General features: G+C 70.2%; 12 protein-coding genes and 1 pseudogene. 8 read left to right on the forward strand and 5 right to left on the reverse strand.

All coding sequences use genetic code 11. From position 1 onward, the window contains the following. The first annotated feature begins 167 nt into the window (after positions 1 to 167). Positions 168 to 1,610 carry an erythromycin esterase family protein gene (locus tag ABZ815_RS38210; RefSeq protein WP_357706086.1) on the forward strand — a complete coding sequence of 481 codons (1,443 nt, stop codon included), beginning with the start codon at positions 168 to 170 and terminating at the stop codon, positions 1,608 to 1,610. Positions 1,611 to 1,921: 311 nt separating this feature from the next. On the opposite strand, the gene ABZ815_RS38215 is transcribed toward ABZ815_RS38210, so the two are convergent. Next, positions 1,922 to 2,161, reverse strand: a complete 240-nt coding sequence (locus ABZ815_RS38215) for a hypothetical protein (protein WP_357706087.1) — start codon at positions 2,159 to 2,161, stop codon at positions 1,922 to 1,924. Between the two features lie 597 nt (positions 2,162 to 2,758). Continuing rightward, positions 2,759 to 2,845 (reverse strand): annotated as a pseudogene (locus ABZ815_RS38220) (IS5/IS1182 family transposase); the annotation flags it as partial. Positions 2,846 to 3,326: 481 nt separating this feature from the next. Here ABZ815_RS38220 and ABZ815_RS38225 point away from each other — a divergent pair. The 6 genes from ABZ815_RS38225 (at position 3,327) to ABZ815_RS38250 (ending at position 14,379) form a co-directional block, all read left to right on the forward strand. After that, on the forward strand, positions 3,327 to 6,578 hold the full coding sequence (locus tag ABZ815_RS38225) for a BTAD domain-containing putative transcriptional regulator (protein WP_357706088.1): 3,252 nt from the start codon (positions 3,327 to 3,329) through the stop codon (positions 6,576 to 6,578). A 396-nt stretch (positions 6,579 to 6,974) separates the two neighbouring features. Beyond that, on the forward strand, positions 6,975 to 9,359 hold the full coding sequence (locus ABZ815_RS38230; RefSeq protein ID WP_357706089.1) for a fibronectin type III domain-containing protein: 2,385 nt from the start codon (positions 6,975 to 6,977) through the stop codon (positions 9,357 to 9,359). A gap of 40 nt (positions 9,360 to 9,399) precedes the next feature. Then, positions 9,400 to 12,576: a hypothetical protein gene (locus tag ABZ815_RS38235; protein WP_357706090.1), complete on the forward strand. Its 3,177-nt coding sequence runs from the start codon at positions 9,400 to 9,402 to the stop codon at positions 12,574 to 12,576. Positions 12,577 to 12,595: 19 nt separating this feature from the next. Next, positions 12,596 to 13,396 carry an ABC transporter substrate-binding protein gene (locus tag ABZ815_RS38240; RefSeq protein ID WP_357706091.1) on the forward strand — a complete coding sequence of 267 codons (801 nt, stop codon included), beginning with the start codon at positions 12,596 to 12,598 and terminating at the stop codon, positions 13,394 to 13,396. 44 nt (positions 13,397 to 13,440) lie between these two features. Next, entirely contained in the window at positions 13,441 to 13,617 is a 177-nt protein-coding gene (locus tag ABZ815_RS38245; protein ID WP_357706092.1) for a hypothetical protein, read from the forward strand. A gap of 150 nt (positions 13,618 to 13,767) precedes the next feature. Further along, complete coding sequence (locus ABZ815_RS38250) at positions 13,768 to 14,379, forward strand: DUF1330 domain-containing protein (protein WP_357706093.1); 612 nt, start codon at positions 13,768 to 13,770, stop codon at positions 14,377 to 14,379. Between the two features lie 21 nt (positions 14,380 to 14,400). Here the strand turns inward: ABZ815_RS38250 and ABZ815_RS38255 are convergent, their stop codons facing one another. Next, a complete protein-coding gene (locus ABZ815_RS38255; RefSeq protein ID WP_357706094.1) occupies positions 14,401 to 16,710 on the reverse strand; it encodes an exonuclease domain-containing protein in 2,310 nt (769 codons plus the stop codon). 255 nt (positions 16,711 to 16,965) lie between these two features. On the opposite strand from ABZ815_RS38255, the gene ABZ815_RS38260 reads away from it, so the two are divergent. Continuing rightward, complete coding sequence (locus tag ABZ815_RS38260; protein ID WP_357706142.1) at positions 16,966 to 17,391, forward strand: DUF2690 domain-containing protein; 426 nt, start codon at positions 16,966 to 16,968, stop codon at positions 17,389 to 17,391. A gap of 147 nt (positions 17,392 to 17,538) precedes the next feature. Here ABZ815_RS38260 and ABZ815_RS38265 read toward each other — a convergent pair whose 3' ends face one another. Together ABZ815_RS38265 and ABZ815_RS38270 are read right to left on the reverse strand one after the other, a co-directional pair. After that, a complete protein-coding gene (locus ABZ815_RS38265; protein ID WP_357706095.1) occupies positions 17,539 to 17,832 on the reverse strand; it encodes a hypothetical protein in 294 nt (97 codons plus the stop codon). A 556-nt stretch (positions 17,833 to 18,388) separates the two neighbouring features. Next, complete coding sequence (locus ABZ815_RS38270) at positions 18,389 to 19,711, reverse strand: MATE family efflux transporter (protein ID WP_357706096.1); 1,323 nt, start codon at positions 19,709 to 19,711, stop codon at positions 18,389 to 18,391. Positions 19,712 to 19,719 lie beyond the last annotated feature (8 nt).

Consider the following 19,719-nt stretch of genomic DNA (forward strand, 5'->3'; position numbering starts at 1 on the left):
CCGGCCGCTGACACCCGGCCTCCGGGAGACGGTCCTGTGAGTTGGGCCGCGGGCCGCGTGCGGTAGCCAGCACCACCATCGACCTGCCAGCGGGCGGGATCGAAACCGCCCGCGCCGCTCCCTACGTTGGTGATTGCTTCACCCGACACCCAACGTAAGGATCTGTCTTGACGAGCAACACTCTGCGTCGCACCGTGCCGGCCACCCTGGCGCTGGCGGCCTGTCTGACGAGCGTGAGCGCTCCGGCATTCGCCACCTCTGCCCCCGCCCCCGCCCGCGTCGCCACGGCGGCCGTCGGCGCCGGTCAGGAGCGGGTGGTGGCGGACCTGGAGCGCAACGCCCAGGAACTGCGCAGCACCGTCCCGGGCGGCCCGTCCCGCGACCTGCGGGCGTTGTCGGCGATGACCAAGGGCGCCACCATCGTGGGGATCGGCGAGGTCACGCACGGCTCGAAGGAGCTGTTCACGCTGCGGCACCGGATGTTCCGGCACCTGGTGCAAACCCAGGGCTTCACCACACTGGCGCTGGAGGCGACCTGGTCGGCCGGCGTCCGCCTGGACGCGTATGTGCGCACCGGCAAGGGCGACCTGCGCACGATCATGGCCGAGGAGTTCCAGCAGTCCTACGGCGCGTGGAAGACCCAGGAATGGATGGACCTGTATGAGTGGATGCGCGACTACAACCGCACCGCCTCACGCAAGCTGCGCGTGATGGGCTTCGACATCGGCGACGTCCACCCCGAGCAGTACCGGCGCATCCTCGCCTGGGCCAAGCAACACCAGCCGTCGCTGGAGCCCGAACTGCGTCGCCGCTACGCGGGCCTGCTCGCCCTGCCCGCCGGTGTGGAGGAACGGATGAACACCCTGGCCGCACTGCCGGCCGAGCGGCGCACCGCCCTGGCCGCCGACGCCCAGGCCGCCTACCGCCTGCTGGACGGCAGCGGCAAGGCGAGCCTGCGGGTCCTGCAGGAGGCCCGCGTCATCGTCCAGATGACCACCATGTACGCACTGGACGGGTCGGCCCTGCACCGTCACCGTGACCGGGCCATGGCCGAGAACACCGTGTGGTGGCAGCGCCACACCGGCAGCAAGACCGTGGCGGCCGCGCACAACGGGCATATCGGCTACGTCTCGGCGTGGCCCGACCTGTACCCGGTCACCCAGGGGGCCGTCCTGCGCTCCCTGGCCGGCACCTCCTATGTGGCGATCGGCACCACCATCCACAGCGGCCGCTTCCGCGCCATCGACCCCAAGACCGGCCAGGTCGCAGTCTTCGACACCGGCACCCCTGTCCCGGACAGCAGCGAGGCCGTCCTGGACCGGGTGCGCTACCGCGACTACTACGTGGACCTGCGCCGCGCCGGCCGTACTCCGTCCACCCGAGCGTGGCTGGACACCGCCCGTCCGACCTTCACCATCCCGGCCACGTACGTGCCCGAGCAGTTCAACCGGCCGCTGGCCCTGGGAGCGGCCTTCGACGTGATCCTGCACCTCAACCGGGTCGAGGCAGCCACCCCGCTGCCCTGCCCCTCCTTCCCGGGGGCTGGTCGGCCGATGGTGACGCAGGTTGCATGGCTCCCCAGCAAGAGATGTCATGTAGTTGACCAATAACACACAGTGATCACAGGGTCGACCGCTGAGGGCCGCCATGGTGCTGGGGCGTCTGCCGCGCCATGTGGGTGTTCGAGAATGGCGATCTTGCAGCTGGCGCGTCCTGTGGGGTGACCACCTCAACAACCCGCCAGCCGCGCACCTCGGCCCGACCTGCCCGCGAGCCGCGATCAGCCGCAAACCCCGGCGATCCGGCGTGTTCAGCCTCCCCTGAGATGACCAATCTCAGCGACCACGCAAAGCATTGGCGGTTACTCAGCGTTAGTTTACGGCTGGTGACACGGACCCGAGTGGGGAGCCGACAAGTGTGGTCAGCTGGCTTGTTCGGCTCTGGCTCGGGTCTGGGCAAGGCGGTAGGAGTCGGTGCCGGTCTCGATGATGTCCCCGGGCGAAGGCTCGCAGCCGTCGACACTGATGATCCTGAGGCTCGGCTGTTCACCGGGCCACGGGGTGGTCGCGTCAGCACCGCGGTCCTCCGCGACGCGACGCACTGGGACGAGGTCGTCACTAAGCTCGGCTACGAACATCTTCGCCGCCACGATCTCCGCCACACGGGACTGACGTGGATGGCCGACGCGGGGGTTCCCTCCATGTCCTTCGCAAGATCGCCGGACACGGATCTCTGACGACTACACAGCGCTACCTCCATCCGGACCTCGGCGCCATCGCCGAGGCCGGGAGTGCGCTCAGCGCGCACATGGCGGCGACGTGGTCCCCAGCTGCGAGTTGCCTAGGAGCTCACCCTCAAGATCGCGGAACGAGAAAAGGCCGATTGACCTGGGCTTACGCCCAAGTCAATCGGCCTTTTGCAACCGTCGGGACGACAGGATTTGAACCTGCGACCCCTTGACCCCCAGAACACGGGGGTAGCCGTTTCCGCACGTCAAACGCACTCTTGCATTGAGCACGCCATTCGTCGGCCTGCAGGTCGCGCGGGCGCGAGCAGGGCGTGTGGTCCCCAGCGGGTCCCCCGGCTTCCGTCCCTGCCCACCGCTGTTGCAAGATCTAAGTGAGTGTTTGAGATCGGCGATCTTCGTTAGTCCGCAGACGATTCTGGCCTGTCGCCGCGCGGGGCCCGTGCGGGTGAGACGGCGGGTCATACCGGCGATGGCAGCCCAGCGGATGATGGCCTCGGAGACCTTCGGGTCTCGTTCGTAGTCACGGGCCAGACGGCGACAGGCGGTCAGCCAAGCCAGCGTCCTCTCCACCACCCAACGCCGTGCGATCACCTATTGGCACGCGAGTGTGATGTACGAACTCTGCACCGTGGCCAAGGCGCAGCCCTCACGCCACGCCCCCGGTAATCCACTGCGCGCCCTTCGGTGGAACCCGACATGGGCGCATGGCACGCGCCCAATGGCGCATGCGAGACGTCATGTCAGGGCCCACGGAATGGCATCCGAAGGCCAGCCCGCTCAGAGGGGACGGTCTGGTGCGCGGGCACTCGTTGTTCTGCCGGACGGCGATGCCTTCGCAATCGTAGGCCGTTGTGACGGCCCCGGCCGCCCGTCGTACAGCATCACCAGTGGTCGTTCGTGGTGAGGCGATTTGGTGGCCGTCCGGGCGGCGGGCCTGGTCGGTCGGGTCACCCGTGCGACGGATGGTCACGAAAGGGGACGCCGCCTACAGTTGCGCGCTGTGAGCGCCGAGGGCGCCTTGGCCGGGCGGAGCAGCGGGGAGTGGGGAGCGGGGATGCGGTTCAGGGTTCTGGGTCCGGTGGAGGTTCATGATGAGGCCGGGGTGGTGGTGGAGTTGGGCGGGCGCCGCCAGCGTACGGTGCTGGCGCGGTTGCTGGCGGCGCGGGGTCAGGTCGTGCCGACCGACGTGTTGATTCACGATCTTTATGGGGATGCGGTGCCGGCGTCGGCGGTGGCGACGGTGCAGTCGTACGTGTCGCATCTGCGGCGGGTGGTGGACCCGGGTCGGGTGCCGCGCTCGCCGTCGCGGGTGCTGGTGGGCCGGCCGCCAGGCTATGTGCTGGTGTCGGAGGATGTGGATGCCGTGCGGCTGGGGGAGCTGGTGCGGCGGTCGGCGGTGGTGCCGGCAGGGGCGGCGTTGGGGTTGCTGGAGGAGGCGCTGGGATCGTGGCGGGGAGTGCCCTTCGGCGAATTCTGTGAAGAGCCGTGGGCGTCAGCGGAAGTAGCGCGGTTGCGGGAGCTGCGGTGGGTGGCAGTGGAGCGGCGGGCTGAGGCGTTGCTGGAGGTAGGCCAGGCGGGGACGGCGGTGGCGGATCTGGAGGCGGAGGTGGGGGTGGAGCCGTCGCGCGAGCGGTTGTGGTGTCTGCTGGCGCGGGCGCTGTATCGCACGGGCCGCCAAGCTGATGCGCTGGCCGTGCTGGGCAAGGCCACGAACATCATCGTCAACCAGTACGAGCTGGCCCCCGGGCCAGAACTCCGCAAGCTCAAGGATGACATCCTGCGGCAAGCCCGGTCCTTGGAGCCCACCGGCCCATCGGCACCCCTGCTGATCCCGATGGCCGCCGAGGAGACGTCGGAGGCCGACGGCCCCGCGGTGTACGGGCGGGAGGAGCCGCTGGCGGAGTTGCGGGCGCTGGCGGAGAGGTCTGCGGTGGTGGTCGCGGCGGTGAGCGGGGAGCCGGGGATCGGCAAGACGTGCCTGCTTGAGGCCTTCGCCCGGTCGCGTTCGGAAGCGGGATGGCTGGTGGTGCGGGGGCGGTGTCATGACTCGGAGGGGATGCCAGCGTTGTGGCCGTGGTTACAGCTGCTGCAGGCGGTGGAGCGGGAACACGCACCTGAGGATGGGGAGGCGCTGGCGGGGCTACTGGCCGAAGGTCGTACGCCGGGGCCGCTGCATGAGGGCCGTGCGGCAGCGGCGGACGTGGCGTTGGTGCGGCGCAACCGGGCGGTGGCCCAGTGGCTCGTGGCTGTGGCCCGGGTGCGGCCGTTGGTGATGGTCCTGGATGACCTGCAGTGGGCCGATCGCGCATCGCTGGAGATGCTGCGTGATGTCCTGGTGCTGATCGGCGGGATGGCCGGGCAGGCGCCGATCACGGTGGTGACCGCCTTCCGCGATCTGCCGTCCGAGCACGGCGCCGACGAGCTGCTGAGCAGCCTGAGCTGCTATGGCCTGCTGCGGATCCGCCTGGGCGGGCTGGGGCCCGGCGCCGTACGGGAGATCGCCCGCGAGATGGGCGTCCAGACCGACGACCGGCTCGTGGACCGGCTGACCGGCCGCACGGGAGGCAACCCGTTCTTCGTGCGCGAATGCGCGCGCCTGCTGGCACAGGGACGCTCGCTGGAGGCGGTGCCCGACGGGGTGGCCGAGCTGATCCGCGGACGGCTGGCCGCGCTCGGGCCGCGGGTGGTCGAGGCCCTGCGCGTCGCCGCCGTCATCGGCAGGGACTTCGACCCGTCGGTGGTCGCGGAGATCGGCCCGGCGCGGACGTACGACCTGCTGGACAAGGCCGCCCGGCGCGGACTGCTCGTCCCCGGTTCCGGGCGGATGGCCTTCGCCCACGACCTGGTCCGCGAGACGCTGGTCAGCGACATCCCCCCGCTGCGCAAGAGCATGATCCACCGGGACGTGACGGCCTGCCTGGCGCTGCGCCCGGGCACCGACGTGGCCGTCATCGCCCATCACGCCGTCGAGGCGGGTCCCGTGGCCCAGGAGGAGGCCCTGCGCTGGGCGAGGGCGGCGGCCGAGCAGTCGGGCCTGCGCCTCGCGTACGAGGAGGCGGCGGCCTGGTGGGGCCAGGTCATCAAGGCGCACGACAGCTCGGGCGGCGATCCGGAGACCCACGTGGAACTGCTGCTGCGGCAGGTGCGGGCCCTCCTGGAGGCGGGGGACGCGATCGGCGCGCGGCAGGCCAGGGCGGCGGCGGTACGCGTGGCGGACCGGGCCGAGACCCGCCCTGACCTCGCCGTACGGGCGCTGACGGCGCTCGACGCGCCTTCCCTGTGGACGTTGCGCGACCCGTATGAGGCGGTGGAACTGGGGCTGGTGCACCGCTTCGAGACCGTGCTCGCCCGGTTGCCCGAAGGCGACAGCCTCGAACGGGCACGGCTGCTGGGCGGCCTGGCTCAGGAGCTGTATGACGGCAGGGGGCATCGGCGCGGCGACGAGCTGTCGGCCCAGGCGGTGGCCATGGCCCGGCGCCTCGGCGACCGCGGCATACTGATGCGCCTGCTCAACGCCCGGCACCTGGCGCTGCCCCAGCCGCTGCGCCTGGATGAGCTGGTGGCGATCGGGGACGAACTGCACGACCTGGCCACGAGCTCGCAGGCACCGGCGTTCGAGCTGCTGGCGCAGATGTTGCGCAGCCACAACCAGCTCGAAATGTTCGACCTGGCGGGCGCCGACGAAGCCGCCGCCCACTGCGACGACCTGCTGGAACGCCTGCCGCTGCCCTGGCCGCGCTTCCAGCACACGCTGTGGCGGGCCAACCGGCACGCCCTGGACGGCCGCTTCGACGACGCAGAGACGCTGCACGAGCAGGCGGAGCGCCAAGCCGCAGGCCTCGGGGTGTGGCACGCGCGGGCGGCCGTGGCCATGGGCCGGCTTGCCGTATGCCACCAGCAGGGCGCCATCGCCGACGCGGGTCCGCTCATCGACGAGATCTCCGGCGTGCATCCGACGTTGGGCAACGACGCACGGATTCTGCGGCTCTGTGTCCAGGGTCGCCACGACGAGGCCAGGGCGCTGGCTGCCCGGGGCTGGCTCACGCCGCCGTCCGACTGGTCGTGGTTGTCGGCGACCTGCCTCCAGGCCGCCGCCAGGGCCGCGCTCGGCCAGGCCGAGGCCTGCCGGGACGGCTACGCGGCGTTGCTGCCGTTCAGTGGGCGGATCTCCGCGATGTCGGCCGTGATGTGCATGGGGCCGGTCGACTGGTACCTGGCGCTGCTCGCCTCGGCCGCCGGCGACCACGAGACGGCCGCCCGGCACCGCGCACTCCTGCGCCGCCTGGCACAGCGCAACAGTCTCACCTGGTGGCGCTACCGCGCCGAGTGACGCTGCGAGGCGATCAGATGGCGGCGAGCACGGTGGGGTTCTCCCCCTTGGCGCACTCGGCAGGGGGTCAGGGACGTCGCGGCCGGATCGGTTGGGAGCCGCTCGAACAGGCTTCCTTCGACCTTGCGAACCACTTGTGAGGACCTGCGGCTGACCAGTGAATCCTTTCGGTTCTCAGTCGACGGGCCCGATACGTGACCGGACGGCTCCATCTGGATCTCAAGGGCGGTCGTGGAGCCTGGACGCGTCCCGTGAGCCTCTGAGTGATCGAGATGTCGCTCGAGCTCGGATGGACTCCCGCCCGCCGCCGGCACGACAGCTGCGGGGCCGGCGGCCGGCTGCCACGCCGTACGGCCGGCGGCTCCGCACCTGATCAAGGCGTGAAGGATGGAAAGGTTGTTCAGAGGAAAGACATCCAGGCTGTCGGCCGCCCTGCTGGCCCCCGTGCTGCTGCTGTTCACGGCCCCGTACGCCTACGCCGCCCCCGAGCCGGAGCCGTCCCCCCAGGTCATCGAGGCTCCCGCCAAGAGCAGGCAAGCGCCGAGCGGCCTGGCGAACCTGGAGATCACCCATGCTCCGCCCGACGGCTTCGAACCCCCCGACCAGGTACGCAAGTCGGACGGAAGCGAGAGTGGGGACACCGCCACCACCTCGATCCCGTACGGCGAGCTGGAGAAGGTCGAACACCAGCCGGGCTGGGGGAACCAGGTTCGCGTCGTCGGCTGGGCCATGCAGGACGCGACGACCACCGAGCCGAGCAAGGTGCGGGTCTACGACAGGACCTCGTCCTGGTGGACCACCGCCGACGCCCATCGCCCCGACGTCGCCCACTGGGGCACGGGTGACAACCACGGCTTCGACCTGATGGTCCCGATCGCCGGCACCGGGCAGCAGACCCTCTGCGTACGCCTCTACGACCGCACGGGCAGCGTGCCGGGCCCGGAGATGTGCGCGAGCTTCGTGATCGCCGACCCGGTCGGCGCCATCACGGGCCTGGACCTGTCGGACGACGGCCAGATCGAGGTCACGGGCTGGGCCATCGATCCCGACACCGCCGACCCGATCCAGGTGCGGATCTTCGACGACGGCAGGCTGGTCACCACGGTCACCGCCGACCGCCCGCTGGACGAGGACGTCCTCGCCCGCTATCCCGCCCACGGCCCCGATCACGGCTTCGCCGCCCGCGTCCCCGCGTCGGCTGGCCAGGGCGTGCACTCGGTCACCGTGGTCGCCGTGAACAGCGCGACCGGCACGGACCAGCAGGTGGGCCAGCAGTACTACGTGGCCCCCGCGGACGCGACCGCGCCCGCGGTGAGCTTCGTCGTGCGGGCCGCGGAGGCGCGGGTGAGCCTGAGCAACGCCGGGGAGGCCAGGCCCTGGGTCCGGTTCGAGAGCATGGAGGTCCCGTCCGGCGGTGAGGGCCGATGGGTCGCCCACGGCGCCCTCTACCTCCCGAACACCTTCCTGTACAAGCAGCTCAAACCCGACACCCTCTACCGCTTCCGGATCAGCGCCTACAACTACCGCAGCACCGCCGAACCCGTCGTCTTCGAGCAGCGGACCCCGCGCCGGGCCGACCCCGTCGGCGCGCTGACCGAGCTGTCCTGGAGCGGCGGCGACACCCTCACGCTCAGCGGCTGGGCCATCGACCGGGACACCGAGGCCCCCATCCAGGTACGGATCCTGGAGGACGGAAAGGTCATCGCCACCGTCACCGCCGACGCCCCCTTGACCGACGACGTCGCCGCCGAGTACTCCGACTACGGCCCCGGCCACGCCTTCACCACCAGCGTGCCCGCGCCCGCCGCCGTGGGCATCCACTCCTACTCGGTGGTCGCCGTGAAGACCCCGGAGATCGGCGGGCCCGACGCGCCGATAGGCCAGCAGTACTTCGTGGCTCCCGACGACGTGAGCAAGCCGCAGGTCACCTTCCCCGCTCCCACCAAGGCCACCGAGACGCCGGTCAAGGTCACCTTCGGCGACGCCACCGGATGGGTGCGGTTCGAGTCGATGGAGACGCCCGAACGCGGGGAGGGCGAGTGGGTCGTCCACGACACCCTCGAAAACCCGCGCCAGTACGTCTACCGGGGGCTCAAGCCCGACACCCGCTACCGCTACCGCGTCACCGCCTACAACTACCGCAGCACGGCCGAGCCCGTCGTCGCGGAGGCCAGGACCATCAAGGCCGCGCCCGCGGCGGCGAGCGAGCTGACGGTCTCCAAGGTCGAGGACGAGGCCCTGACCGTGCGGTGGAAGGACAACAGCGGCGACGAGGACTCCTTCGAGCTGCGGATCGTCGACCTCGACACCTCCGACGCCCAGGTGCGGAAGGTGCCGGCGAACGCGGGCACGTGGCGGATCGACCAGCGCGTCGACGGCCTTCGGTCGCTGGGTGACTACCTGATCGCCGTACGGCCCGTCAGGGATGGGGGCGAGGCGCAGAACCCCGTCACCTTCCAGGCCAGGACGTCGGGACCGGCCGGGATCAACGAGTTCACCGTCACGCCGCTGAACGTGTCAGGCAGCTGCCCGACGTCGACTTTCGCCCTGTCCTGGACGGTCTCCAACACCACCCGCGTCGTGGTCAAGCGGAAGATCAGCGTCGAGGAGGTCCTGCTGGACCAGCAGCTCACGCCCTCCTCGCCGGTCAACATGCCACAGACCGGGACGTTCACGGACACCTACAACGACGTGTCGGCCAAGACGTACACCTTGATCGCGTACGACGCGAGCGGCCGGACGACCACCAGATCCGTGAGCTTCGGCTCACGCCGCGGCTAGCCCTGCGCCCCACGGCATTCCCTCGAAGAGTGAGACGAACATGCGTGCACGAACGCGGTTGAACAGGCGCGGGCCTCTCGCGCTCACCCTGACGGCGATCGTCGTCCTCGCCCTGGTGGCGCTGATCGCGCCACGGGTCACGGCGGCCCCGGTGAGGACGGTCTCCGCCTCCTCGGAGGCGGAGAGGCAGGAGAAGCTGCGGCAGCGGATGTTCGCCACGCAGGTCCTCGTCACGGCCAAGACCAACCAGGTGCGCGACGCCTACGTGTCGCTCTACATGATGGCCTGGATGGTGGACAACCCCGACGCCACGGCCGAGCAGGCGGACCACGCGATGCGGGTGGTGACGGACACCTGGAACGAGGCCGAGTACGACACCACCGGCTCCGGACCGGCCAAGATCGCGGCCGGGGTCAAGGCCGTCATGGACGTCGCCGGATCGGGCAACCCCGTCGTGGGAGGGCTCAAGAAGGTCGGCTCGTCCTTCCTCCAGGACGAGATCGGCAAGTACGAGAAGACGGCGGAGTGGAAGAAGAACGCCGCAGGTGACCGCCTGGCCGCCGACCTCATGCAGATCCTCGGGCCGTACAAGCGGCAGATCTACGAGAGCGTCGCCGACTTCGCCAAGGTGAAGCCCGCCTTCGGCGAGGCGTGGGACCGCAACATCGGCGCCCGGCTCGGCATCAGCTCACGCGCCACGCTCGCCGAGATCGAGCAGGACCCGAACATCCCGCTCAACGTCCGCGAGATCACCGCGATCGACTACTCCAACGAACCGCAGGCGTTCGAGGACGCCATCACGGCCGAGACCACCAAGGTGATGAAGAAGCACCGGGCGCAGGTCAAGGTGGCGCTGGCCGGCCTGTCCGGGAACAAGGTGCCCGAGCACGTGTCGTTGACCGACTACGCCCCGCCCATCGACTTCGACACCTACGGGGAGATCGTCGAGAGCAAGGTCGACTGGGACGCGGTCCTGCAGAACTCCTACCTCGCGGTCAGCATCCTCAGCCAGCTCGCGAGCTGGGTCGACGCCGACTTCGCCAAGGACCTGGAGATCGTCGCCACGGCGGCGTACCAGATCGGCAAGGCGGTCAGCGACTTCGTGCCCGCGGCGCTCAGCATGGGCATGGGCGTGCTGAGCAACGTCGCCACCGCGAACATGGTCGGAGCGGTGCTGGCCGGCGTGCAGGCGCTGATGCCGCTGTTCACCGACTCCATGCCGGGCGGCGTCCAGGGCGAGATCATGGCCCTGCGCGACGACATCGCCAAGCTGGGCGAGCAGATGCAGGCCCGCTTCGACTCCATCGACGCCCAGCTGTCGGTCATCTACGGCGACATGCTGGCCCAGTTCGACGAGGTCATCCGGCTCGGCCGGATCACGCAGACGCAGCTCTACCAGGTGAACCTGCAGATCTCCGCGCTCAGCTCCCGGCTCGACGCGTGGGGCACCGAGATCTTCGCCGCCCTTCAGGAGATCGCCCTGCGCGACGCCACGACGGTGCTCGACGGGTACGTGCACTACGCCGCCGGCCACAACGGCGAGCAGATCCCCAAGGACCGCTACGTCCACGACGTCGAGATCCCGCTCCGCGCCGCCCTCACCCAGGCGGTCACCAACGCGCCCTTCGTCGGCCCCGCCAAGAGCGACGGCGCCTGGAAGGAGAGCCAGATCGACGACGCCCTGCGGATCTACAAGGCCAACGGCGCCATCGGCTACCTGGACTGGTACGCGCGCCAGAAGTACGGCTACACCGGCCCGGCGCTCGGCACCGTGCCCAACCCCGCCGCCTGGCTGGCGCTCGCCCGCGGCTACGAGGTGCTGGCCTCGGAGAACTCCGAGGCCCACCGGGACATCTCGCCCGACAGGGCGGCGGCCGTCGTCGCGCAGGGCCGCGAGATCCTCAAGGCCAACCAGTCCTTCAGCAGACCCCTGTCCACGCCGCGCGAGGACGGCACCCGGACCAACAAGCTGTTCACCGGCCTCGTCAACGGCTACGACACGGCCGTCGGCAAGCTGAACGACCTGTTGCGCGAGACGCAGAAGGAGTTCGACAACAACCACCTGTTCAACCTCTTCGGCAACCCCGAGCAGCCGGTGGAGAAGATGGGCGACCCCGGCTACGTTCGCCCCTGCGCGCCCGAGGGGCAGGAGCTGAACGACCCGGTCGCGCTCAAACGGCCGCCCGTGGTCACCCTCGCCAACCTTCCCAGCCTGTACGTCCTGGCAAGCCACCACCTCGACATGGCGAACGCCCCGGACGTCTACCTCTGCCAGGACGTCGAGTACGTGAACGAGCGCATCGTCAGCCGCGGACGCTACGGCTTCTCGCGCTACGCCGACCTGCGGATCAGCTTCAAGGTCCGGATGGAGCAGGGCTCGTCCGTCAAGGACGTCCAGTCGTGGGTGAGGGTCTACCCCCAGGTCCACAACGGCTGCGAGTACACCTACGGCACCACTGCGGACCGGACCTGCGACATGGGCCCGTACGCCATCGTGAAGACCTGGAAGCAGTACGACGGGTACCCGGACCACAACGGCACGGGCCGGTGGGAGTACGCCGCCTGGATCGACGGCTTCAACGACTGCGTCCCCGTCGGCGAGGACCCGAACATCTACCCGCAGCTGCGCGGCCAGGTCGTGCAGTTCATCGCCGGCCGGCAGCTCGCCTACTACACCAAGGTCGCCCGCGAGCTGGAGACCGTCGCCTCACCGCTGAACAAGGCGGGGCAGGCGGTCGCCAAGGCCACGACGCTGCTCCAGGAGTACTCCAGGATCGGCTGGGCGAACACCATCGAGCAGGACGACCTGATGAAGATGGCGCTGTTCAGCGCCCAGCGCCTGCCGTCCGACCTCGGCGACGACCTCATGATCACCAGGATGTTCCAGGACGCGCGGGACGTCTACGCCTCGTGCCTGCCCGACCCGTCCACCCTCGGCGACGGGCACTGCACCTCCTCCCCCACCGAGTACGACCCGATGAGCGGCCAGTCGTTGCCCGCCACCTGCCCCACGGACATCCCGGACGCCGCCCGCACGGCCGACCCGGTCGCGAACTGCCTCCTGGGCTTCGCCCTGGGCCGTTCCAAAGTGCTGGCCGAGCGGTACGAGGTGGCCTCCAAGGCGATCGCCGCAGGCACCTACTCCGAGGACATGCCGCAGATCAGCCATGCCGTCAGCAGGCTGGAGAACACCGACAAGCTCATCCACGTGAGCTGAGCGGCGGGAAAGCAGGACGATGAAGCGCAAGACGTACGTCGCCGCCCTCGCGGCGGCCGGCGCGCTGCTGGCCACCGCTGGCTGGCTGGCCGGCCTGTCACCGGACCCGCACCAGGACCCGGCATCCGCCCCGCCGCACCGGGCGGCGCGGGTGTCGGTCCTGAGCGGGGGCACGCTGACGATCGCCACCAACCGCAGACCCCCCTCCTGGGACCCCGCCGGCGCCGCCGGCCCGTTCATGGAGAACGTGCAGCGCCTGTACCTGCGGACGCTCATGGCACATCCGCAGGGACGCGACGCCACGGCCCGCGAGGTCGTGCCCGACCTAGCGGCGGCGCCGCCAGCGGTGTCCGCCGACGGCACCGAGTACACCTTCACCCTGCGCGAAGGGGTGAAGTTCGAGGATGGCACTCCGGTCACCGCCGCCGACATCGAGTACGGTATGGAGCGGAGCCGCGCCCTGGGATCTTCCTCTAAGCTGGCCGAACTCCTCGACCCGGAGGGAACCTTTGCCCGGGCCCGCGCGAAGCACGACAGCGCGGACCTCGGCTCGATCGAGGCACGGGACAAGAACGCCCTCGTCTTCCACCTGGCCGGACCGTCAGCGGAGTTCACCCGGCTGCTCGCCGCGCCCGCGACCGCCCCGGTCCCGAGAGGGAGGAGCGAGTCGGCGTACCAGGTCCCCCAGTGGCCGCGGGCCCGTATCGGTTCTCGGCCGACGCGAGCGGCAGCCGCGTCAGCCTCGTCAGGAACCCCCGCTGGGAGCCGGAGACCGATCCGGTACGCAGGGCGCTGCCCGACAGGATCGACCTCACCCTGAGCGTCGCCGCCGCCGACCTGACGGCTGCCCGGCGGCCGGACATCATGCTCGTCGGCGACCCGGCCCTGGGCCGAATCCTGCGGGAGTCGGCGCAGGTCAGCGACTTCTCCGAACGCGTCACGACCTACCTAGCGCTCTCCGGCGTCGCGCCGTTCGACGACCTGGATTGCCGGCGGGCCGTGCTGCTCGCAGCGGCCGTACTACGAGCGGCTGGTGGCTGAGGGCGCAGAGATCGTGTTCCCGCTTCAGGACGTGCCGACCGGAGCCGGTTTCAACGCCTGGCACCCCGACGGGACAGTGGTGGAGTACGTCCATCACCGTCCCATCTAGAACTGGCGGGCAGCGCGCTTCGGCTCGCGGCCCTGGACGAGGTGGCCTACGTCCTCACCCACCTGCAGAAGGCAGCCCCTCACCCGGAAATCGCCGAGTACATCGAACGGCTCCCCGCCACCTTCGAACCGTACGGCGGACGCTACCTCGTCCACGCCACTCAGCACGAGGTGAAGGAGGGCAGCTGGCCAGGGCATGTCGTGAGGCTTGGCTTCCAGGGACGGCCGAGGCGCGGGCGTGGTGGGACTCTCTCGCGTACCGGGAGATCGCACGGCTGCGCTCACGCCCCATCGAGACCGACCTCATCCTGGTCGACGGCGTGCCCGAGAACTACGTCCCAAGGCGGCCGTCAACGCCCTACTGGAGGCGACGACCTCGCCTGCATAGGCCATCGACGGCTGCTCCCCGTCTCCTTGCTGCTGCGGGTCTACGGCTGCTGGTCGTACACGACAGCAGGACGCGCAGGCTCGACCTCTGAGCCGGCCGTGACCGCCGCACCCTGGTGCGGCGGTCACGAGCGCAAGCCGAGGCGCGTGCCCGCCGGCTCAAGGCAGCCGTACCGTCAGCGCTGCATTTGGGCGCTGTGCACCGGGTGCTCGCCTCGGCCTGCAACCGGTACTCCTCGCCGGACTTGGCACGATTGTCCTCGATGACCCGGGTGGACTCCGCTTCTGTCACTTTGGCGTGACGCGAGGTCGAGCGAGAGCAAAGGCTGGTGCTGCGCACCACGGCCTTGCCGGCAGTTGTCCCGTCGCACCGATCTCGCTGAACCACTGCAGTCCTTGTGCCGTTGCTCGGTCGAGGTAGATCTGCAGCAGGGCGGCGCATGTACGGGCGTCACTCTCGGCTTGGTGCGCTGTACCGTTGTCGATTCCTTCGTCAGCAGCGCAGTCGGCGAGGCGACGGGAAGATCCTGGCGCTCCGAAGCGGCGTGCCAGGGCCAGGGTGCACAGGGTCATGAGGTTGTCGGGGGCGTAGCCGGCGCGGGCGAATTCTGCGCTGAGGACTTCGCTGTCGTAGCGGACGTTGTGAGCCACCACGATCGCGCCGTCGAGTATGGCCGCGACATCTCCGGCGATCTGTGGGAAGTGAGGCGCCGTTGTCAGATCATCCTTGGTGAGGCCGTGGATGTGGGTGGGGCCGGGGCTGCTTCCGGGGTTGACCAGGCTGGAATAGGTGCGGTCTTCGTTGCCGTCGGGGTGAAGTCGGATGACGGTGATCTCGGTGATGCGGGCCTTGCGGGTGTCGAGGCAGGTGGTTTCGAGGTCCACGACGGCGTACGGCAGTGAGCCGATGCGGTGCCTGCGTGGTGATGCGGCAGGCTTGGGCGTGTCCAGATTGACCGCCCGACTGTGCTGGGTGGTGGCCGCGAGAGCATCGATCGACTGCTGGGCTTCGGCGACGTCGAGGCGGAGGGCGTAGGAACGGGTGAGGAGTTCCTCTCCGATGACGTCATCGTACTTGTCCACGCGTTTGTCGGGGATCAGTGCGGCCAAGGCGAGGGAGTCCGGAACGCCCTCCCTGGCCAGGAGGTCTGCGGCGGCCTGCGGAGTGATGTCGCTGATCAGTAGCGCGAGTCCGTAGCGGATGACGTCGACGCCGTGGGCGTGCAGGGCCAGGGCGAGGGTGGTCATGATGGCGTCGCCGCGGAAGGGGAACAGCAGGGTGTCGTTGCCGTAGCCGACGAGCGGGGTGTCGTGCAGGCCGAGGCGGCGGTAGGCGGCGCGGCCTTCGGCGAGCAGGCTCTGGGCTGTGGCGTCGAGGTAGGCCGGGACAGTGGTCTGTTCGTACAGGCGCCGCATGGTGGTGCGGATACGGTCGTGGACGAGGGGGCCGGTGCCGGTGAAGCAGGGCGGGCGTCCTCCGGAGGCGCGGGTGACCTCGATGATCTTGGCGTGGGTGTCGATCGCCTGGATACGCCAGCGCCGGCCGGCGAAGATCAGCAGGCTGCCTGCCGGAAGCGGTTGTTCGAGGGGCAGGCTGCCGAGCGTGCGGCCCTCGGTGACGATGCGGTATTCGGTGGGGGCGGCGAAGGCGGCGTAGAAGGTGTAGTGGTTGACCAGCCGCTCCCCTGTTTCGGCATGCAGGAGGAGCCCGTCGCTCTCCTGGCGGATGAGGTCGGCGGCGGCAAGGTCGCGCAGTAGCGTGGCAAAGGCGGGGCTGTTGACGGCACCGAAGGGGCCCTGTACGCAGAGGGCGCGGTAGGCGTCGGCCGGGGTGATGCCGCCGTGCTGCGCTATGAGGGACAAGAGCTGCTGGGTGAGCGTGGACAGGTGCAGAGCTGCGGCGGCCGGTGGCTCGTACCAGCGTTGCAGGAGTAGCTCGACGGTGGCGATGGACTGGACAAGCTGGGCGCGAAGTTCGTCGGCCGGGTGGATGGTGGGGGTGGCGTCGGGTTCGCTGACGTACAAACGCAGGATGGCAGGACCGCCGCGCCGTCCGGAGCGGCCGAGGCGTTGCCGGAGGGCGGCGACGCTGGGTGGGGCGCCGACCTGTGCGACGGAGGTGACCGAGCCGATGTCGATGCCCATCTCCAGGGTGGAGGTGCAGATGGCGGTGGCCGGGTGGGAGCGGTCCTTGAGACGGGCTTCGGCGTGCTCGCGGATGTCCTTGGACAGGTTGCCGTGGTGGGGCACGAACTCGTCCGGTACGCGGGCGCCCTCGCAGCGGCGGTTCAGCAGGTCGGTGTAGTCCTCGACGGCCGCGCGGGAGTTCGCGAAGACGAGGTTGTGGGAACCGCGCAGCGTGGCGAACAAGTGGTCGGCGATGGCGAGCCGGTCGCCGGTGGCGACATCGTCGGCGGTCACCTCCTCGCCGAGCGCTTCGTGGGCGGCGCGGGCGCGCGGGTCGAGCTGTACGCGCTGGCTTGGCAGGACACCAGCATCGACTTCTTCGCCGCCGGCTGGTGAGCACTGGGCCTCTTCCTGGTTGTGCCGGGCCGACGGGACGCCCTGCTTGCGCAGGCAGATGCAGCATCCCTGCATTTCCGTAGATGTATCGCCCCCTGTTCCGGGGGAGACATGTCCCTTCGCTGCGTGCCACGGTGGCCGTTACGCCGCCTGCTTCCTGTGATGATCGCCTTGCCCATCTCGCTGCCTCTGCCGGGTAGCGCGGTGCACGCCTCCGCGCCCCTAACGCCGAACTGCCCGGCAAGGGCTATTTGGCGACCGATCGCGCAACCACGTTGTTCCTCAGCAAGCGAAGGGTGGCAAATGCGTTACACAACCCGTGCCACTGTCATGATCGCGGCCGTTCTCGGCGTCACGATCTCGCCGGTCTCCCCCGCCGCGGCCCAGCCATGGCCGCCCCCGCCCGCGTGTGTGGGGTCCACCTGTGTCGACCGATCACCGATCTTGTGCGACGACGAGGTCCGGACCGTGACGTCGTGGAAGGTTCCTGATTGGAATGCCTACGTAGAACTGCGCTACTCCGCCAACTGCGCGGCCAACTGGGCCCGATACCCCAGCGCCAGCCGTCCCCCACTCTGGATGTGGGCGCAGACTTGGGACGGGAGGAGCACGGCCAGAGTCGATCTGCAATACGGGGGCGACGACAACCGCTTCACCAGCATGGTCGACGGCACCCAACTTGCTCGCGTGTGCGCCGAGAACAAGTACATCCCCCGCGCCCCCGACGACGCCAACCTGTGCAGCCCCTGGTATTGACGCCTTCGCCGAGGGGATACCCGCCCGCGCCTGCCGACACGGTTCCCCTCGCCCTTGACGGTCTGCGCATTCCAGACAGACAGGAGGGAGATCAACCCTGCTTGGGTGACGACGCCGTTCTCAGCCAGTGCCGGCGCTTGGCAGGCATCATCCCGAGTACTCGGCCAGGAGCCGGGTGAGGCGGTCCGTGGTGGCCTCGCTGTCGGCGGGCCGCTTGCCCTGGGCGAGGGCGGCGTTGCCGCCTCCCCGGCCGTCCAGGACGAGCTTGACCAGCGCTGCGGCCGACACCCTGGACACCTTTGCGGGCTCGTTGACGGCCACGACGAAGCCCTCGGGTGAGGCGACCGCGACGACGCCGGGCCGCGCGTGCGGCAGACGGGCACGGACCAGTTCGGCCAGCGGGCGTGGCGCCAGGTCGGTGTGCGCGGTCGCGAACAGCACTGGGCCGAGGTCGGCCGCCTGGCCGGGCCACGCGTTCAGCGTCGGCCGTCAGGAGCCGGTCGCGTAGCTGCTGGGACTGCCGCTCGGCCGCCTTCATGCGCTTGACCAGCGCCGTCACGCGGTCGGGCGCCTCCTCTCCGGGCGCGTTGAGCTGCTCGGTGACCCGGGTGAGCAGGTCGCGCTCGCGGGCCAGGTAGCGGAAGGCCTCGATGCCGGTGACCGCCTCGACGCGGCGCTGCCCGGCGCCGGCGGAGGACTCGGCGGTCAGCGCGAGCGTCCCGCGCCTCGGCCAGCGGCAGGTACCGCGCGGCGACGGGCAGGTCGCGGCGGATCGCCAGGTTGGCGACCTCCTCCACCTCGCTGCGGGTGGCCGCCGACAGGCCGCCCCGTCAGGAGAAGTCCAGGCGCATTGATCGGCCGCTGCACGTCGAGGACCTCGGCGGTGACGCCCGCGCCCGTCAGGGTGCCAGCGTCGCTGTCCTGCCCTCCGGACTCAGTCCGACCTGCGCGGCGGGAAGCCGAAGGACCACTGCCGGCCGAGCAGCCGCGGCCGGCGCTACCGCACCGGTAGTGCGGCCAGCCTGCGGGAGAAGCGGCGCAGGAGCAGGCCGGCTGTGGCGGTGAGGCCGCCGAGCAGGCCCAGCCAGGTGCCCACCGCGCCCAGTCCGGCCGGTCCCGCCAGCAGGGCCGCGAGGGGAAGACCCACGAGCCAGTAGCCGACCAAGGTCAGCCGGAAACCGCTCTTGGTGTCGTCGAGACCACGGAGCAGACCCACGCCGATGTTCTGGGCGCAGTCGACGAACTGCATGACGGCGGCCACCATGAGCAGGCCGGTGGCGATGGCGAGCGCCTTTCCGCCTTCCGCGCCGAGGAAGGGGCGCAGGATCAGGCCGGGCAGCGCGAGGTACAGCACCGCGACGATCGCCATGACGGCAGCCCCGCAGGCGAGGGCGGCTCGCGCGATGCGCCGGGCCTGACCGGCCTGTCCCAGGGCGATCTGCCTGCTCACGCCGATCGAGGCGGCGTGCGACAGACCCACGGACACCTGAAAGACGATGTAGACGAGCTGGTTGACGGCGGTGTGCGCGGCCAGGGCAGCGGTGCCGGACGCGCCGATGATCAGGGCGACGACGGAGAAGAACCCTGCCTCGGACCCGTAGGTGGCGGCGATCGGCAGTCCAAGCCCGGTGAGCCGGCGCACGGTCGCGGGACGGGCCCGCCAGAAGCGAAGGGTGAGCGCCGGGGCCAGCTCCGGGTCCCGGCGGGCGGAGACGTACAACGCGACGAAGGTCGCCAGGTAGACGGCACTGGTCGCGGCCCCGATCCCAGCCAGCCCGAGCGGATGGACGAGCGCGGCGTTGAGCGCGGCGTTGACCACGATCGAGGCCAGGGTGATGCGCAACAGCGCCTGCGGGCGACGCATGCCGACGGTGAACTGCCGAAGCGCCTGGAACCACAGGCAGGGCAGCAAGCCGGGCGCCAGCGCCCACAACATCGGCCGCATCCGCTCGATCACCGCCGGCTCCTGCCCCAGCAGGGCGACGGCCTCGCCGATCAGAATCATGGCCGCGCCGCCGACGAGACCCGCGATGGTCGCCAGCGCCATCGCGGCGCGGACCAGGTCACCGACATCCTCTTCACGTGCGTGGGCGGCGGCGACCTGGTTGCCGACCGCTGTCACCAGCCCGACGCCCATGGTGCGCAGCTGGTTGAAGATGACCATCGCCAGCCCGCCCGCCGCCAGCGCCTGCACGCCGAGCAGGCCGAGCATGAGGGTGTCGGTGGTGGTCAGCGCGACCTGGGCGAGCTGGGTGAGGGCGAGGGGTACGGCGAGTCCGGCCAGTTCGCGTACGTCGTGGCGCAGGGGGGACGTTGTCACGCCGTTTT

The sequence above is a fragment of the Nonomuraea sp. NPDC047529 genome (assembly GCF_040642995.1).
Lineage (GTDB): Bacteria > Actinomycetota > Actinomycetes > Streptosporangiales > Streptosporangiaceae > Nonomuraea.

Excerpts from the sequence above, each read along its gene's own strand:
- ABZ815_RS38260 (WP_357706142.1), top strand. The coding sequence starts at position 16,966 with ATGATCGCGGCCGTTCTCGGCGTCACGATCTCGCCGGTCTCCCCCGCC.
- ABZ815_RS38235 (WP_357706090.1), top strand. The coding sequence starts at position 9,400 with ATGCGTGCACGAACGCGGTTGAACAGGCGCGGGCCTCTCGCGCTCACC.
- ABZ815_RS38255 (WP_357706094.1), bottom strand. The coding sequence starts at position 16,710 with ATGCAGGGATGCTGCATCTGCCTGCGCAAGCAGGGCGTCCCGTCGGCC.
- ABZ815_RS38245 (WP_357706092.1), top strand. The coding sequence starts at position 13,441 with ATGCTCGTCGGCGACCCGGCCCTGGGCCGAATCCTGCGGGAGTCGGCG.
- ABZ815_RS38240 (WP_357706091.1), top strand. The coding sequence starts at position 12,596 with ATGAAGCGCAAGACGTACGTCGCCGCCCTCGCGGCGGCCGGCGCGCTG.